The organism is bacterium, assembly GCA_039961635.1.
Classification (GTDB): Bacteria; 4484-113; 4484-113; order JAGGVC01; family JAGGVC01; genus JABRWB01.
Map to the genome: position 1 here is coordinate 1 of JABRWB010000069.1, position 2,927 is coordinate 2,927.

The window sequence follows — 2,927 nt, forward strand, 5'->3', positions numbered from 1 at the left end:
AGGCAATGGGCAAAGGGCAAAGGGTGAAGGGAATGGCGAGGGGAGGATTCTAGTAGTCGGCTACCGGCAACTCCTCCGAAACCTTTAGCCTAATCCAACCAAGCAGGTTCAAATCACGAATTGCAAGCGCAAGCTCATGTTTTTGAATAGGTGACCGATGACGCAGCTTCCACTCAAGAACATCATTGAATACATCCAGCTCGGTATTCAACTCCTTGCCATTACCGTTGGTCAAATCCGACGCAGACTTGTGAACCGTTGCGTATAGCTCTGCCTGATTTGTTGTCCGTATGCGCAAAAACAAATCAGTAACCCTATCTATGACTGTATTCCATTGCGCCAAAAGCCCGGCAAAGTCGTGCTTCGCCTGTTGATATTTAGGTCCGGGCAAATGCATGATCAAATTACCATTTTTATCCGATGATGTTTCAATTACAAGCTCGGAGTTTATCATCCGCTGTATTGCGCGCTTCAAATCATCTGAATACGGTCCATAGCTGCTCCGCCTAAACGTTAGTCCGGATGGTAAGCCAAGCGCGGTAGCAAAGTAGGCGATTTTTTGAAACGAGGTCCGCCCCACAGGCCAATGATATTTCGTATTAACAATCCGTTCCAAAATCGCAGCCAACACTATGAATTCCGGCCTTACGCCGATTGCAGGCTTGATTGCATCGCCTCCCGAAAGATAATCAACGGAAGTGAGTTCCAGTGCAACTTCGTGTGGTGCATATAACTCGACCGGAATTTCCAGCCGACTCAAATACTCGTATAAAATCGGCCCAACATCGGCCCAGTCCAGCCCGCCCTGGCCACACCCCAAAGGGGGAACGGCAATGGAAGTCACTCCCCATTCCAAATAGTGCGACTGAAGGTAGCTCAATCCTTCTTTGATGTCCGCGATTTTGGAGGATGAACGCCAGGTTTGCTTGGTCGGAAAGTTAATTATTTTGGGCATGCCTATTGACTCGAACAAGTACGGCTTGCCAATCTTTACCAAACCCTCCTTGCAACGTTTTTCGTAATCTCGAAACATGGCCGGAAAGCGCTTCTTGAATTCAAGCGCGATGCCTTTGCCCATTACGCCTTCGCAGTTTACTGTGTTGACGAGCGTTTGGGCTTTCGATTCAAGTATGTTGCCTTCACGGATTATCGTGATCATAATCCTCTTAACCGGAAATTACTGGAAAAATAGATCCGGGTTCACCCTAACATCAAGCGCGGGAGCCATACGCAACAACTCCGCCAGGCTTTCCGCGCAAGAGGCGTAGGCACCCATAATATAACATGGATCGATCCGGTTTGGCACAAGAACTTCGGCACACATGGTTCCTTTGAGACGATACCTTTCAGCTTCGTCACCGACATCCCATGATTTTCGGAATATATCCGTGAATTTTAATAGTGGAATCATCTCATCTGGCGTTCCGAATCTGACCAAATCGCGCGAAGCATTCCGGTCGGAAACAAGAACCCTATCAATGTCAAGGACTGATGGATTTATTCTAAGAACACAAATTGAACGATGCAAAGCTTGACGCCTATACATCATTGCGTTTCTTGCGTAAAAGTAAACATTTGCACACCTATGTATCGTAAGTCCGTTAGGTAATCGCTTGTCCTGCCTTCTTTCCTGTATTTCATCATCCGCAATGGAATGATGGGGTAATTTGGCTGCCTCTTTATTGCAAAGTATTCCAAACCGAAGTATTGACTCAACATTGAATATCGGTGTGATGTAATGAAGCTCGCTGAATTCGTCTTTTAACATATCTTCATCACTCAAACGCCTTCGGCCGACCTCCATGGGCGCGCCATTTCTTTCAGAACCTTCTGGATTGCCTTAAGTTCGGTCGGCGTTAGGCCCCAAAGCTTTGCCGCTTCCTCGTCAATCCGAGACACCACATCCAAAAGCTCCATTTCGGACTTGGCTTTTTTGCACGCGTATTGAATCTTCTCGCAGATTTGGGGAGCGAAATGCTTTACAAGAACTTCAACATTTGGCTTGCTGGCTTCCGGCACTTCCCTTCCCCTTATTCCTCGGGTGAAACCGCTGCGGATTTTATCACGCGGCCTATCAACGCCGCGCTCCCCTGGGTGGATGGGCTGGTGTAAGAATGGGCGGGCGCACGCGGTGCGCCCCTACTTGACAAACGTTCACTATAATAGGCATGAGGAGGTGATTCCCTTTGGGAAAGCCGAGGTATGTGCCGCCTGCCATCAGGCGGGCGGTGATCGAGGAGTTCAGGCGGGACCCGCGGCCCTGCGCGGTCGCGAACAAGTTCGGAATCCACCACAGGCGCGTCAAGACCTGGCTGGCGGAGGCGGGATTGATTGAACCCGTGAAGGGTGAAGCGGAAAGAGGAAAGAGAAAAGTCGAGCCGGCGGTCGGACGGCCGGGGGTCGAAAGCCCGGAGCCGACGGAGGAGCGCGGCATGAATGCCGCGGTTCATGCCGGCAACGATCCGACGGTTCTTGACGGACGGGCGCGGGGCGGGTATATGACCATGCCGCGGCCGGGCGACGGGGATTCGGAAGTGTACAAGGAGGAGATCGGATTGGCGAAGGAGCATTTGGAGCAGGCGAAAACGGAGCTTACGGACGGCGAAATAAAGCAGCTTTACCGGGAGGCGGAGCGGGCGTACCTGTTCGCGCTGCTGAATCCGGCGCAGGTTGCCAAGGCGGACTCGAAGGACGCCGCGGCGGTGGCGAAGGCCTTGCGGGAAACGGTGATAAGGATGGACGAGCGGGAGAAGGCGGAGCGGCCGGAGGAGGAAAGCGACGGACTGAAGGCGTGGGAGCGCGTGATGTTAAGGATATTGGCGGATACGCATCCGGCGGACGAAGAATGGGAGAAGCTGCAACAAGCCGCGGTCGAAAAAGCGCTTTGAAGTGCTGTTTTGCGAAAGCCCCGCCGCCCGCCCCTACCC

Annotated in this window: 4 protein-coding genes; 1 reads left to right on the plus strand and 3 read right to left on the minus strand. The window is 52.1% G+C overall.

Features of this window, described 5'->3' with window-relative positions:
* Positions 1-49: 49 nt before the first annotated feature.
* Genes HRF49_10565 through HRF49_10575 form a run of 3 tightly spaced genes read right to left on the minus strand, consistent with a single transcriptional unit; the run spans position 50 to position 2,019 of the window.
* On the minus strand, positions 50-1,159 hold the full coding sequence (locus HRF49_10565) for a macro domain-containing protein (GenBank protein ID MEP0815090.1): 1,110 nt from the start codon (positions 1,157-1,159) through the stop codon (positions 50-52).
* 18 nt (positions 1,160-1,177) lie between these two features.
* The gene (locus HRF49_10570; protein MEP0815091.1) at positions 1,178-1,783 is read right to left on the minus strand and encodes a DUF4433 domain-containing protein; all 606 of its coding nucleotides are present in this window, start codon (positions 1,781-1,783) and stop codon (positions 1,178-1,180) included.
* Positions 1,780-2,019 (minus strand): hypothetical protein, encoded by a 240-nt coding sequence (locus HRF49_10575; GenBank protein ID MEP0815092.1) that lies wholly within the window; start codon positions 2,017-2,019, stop codon positions 1,780-1,782. The genes HRF49_10570 and HRF49_10575 overlap by 4 nt, the downstream gene beginning before the upstream one ends.
* A 167-nt stretch (positions 2,020-2,186) precedes the next feature.
* Between HRF49_10575 and HRF49_10580 the strand changes: the two genes are divergently transcribed.
* A complete protein-coding gene (locus HRF49_10580) occupies positions 2,187-2,888 on the plus strand; it encodes a hypothetical protein (protein MEP0815093.1) in 702 nt (233 codons plus the stop codon).
* Positions 2,889-2,927 lie beyond the last annotated feature (39 nt).

Bases quoted from the DNA above. Each gene is read 5' to 3' on its own strand.
- HRF49_10565 (MEP0815090.1), bottom strand. From the start codon at position 1,159: ATGATCACGATAATCCGTGAAGGCAACATACTTGAATCGAAAGCCCAA.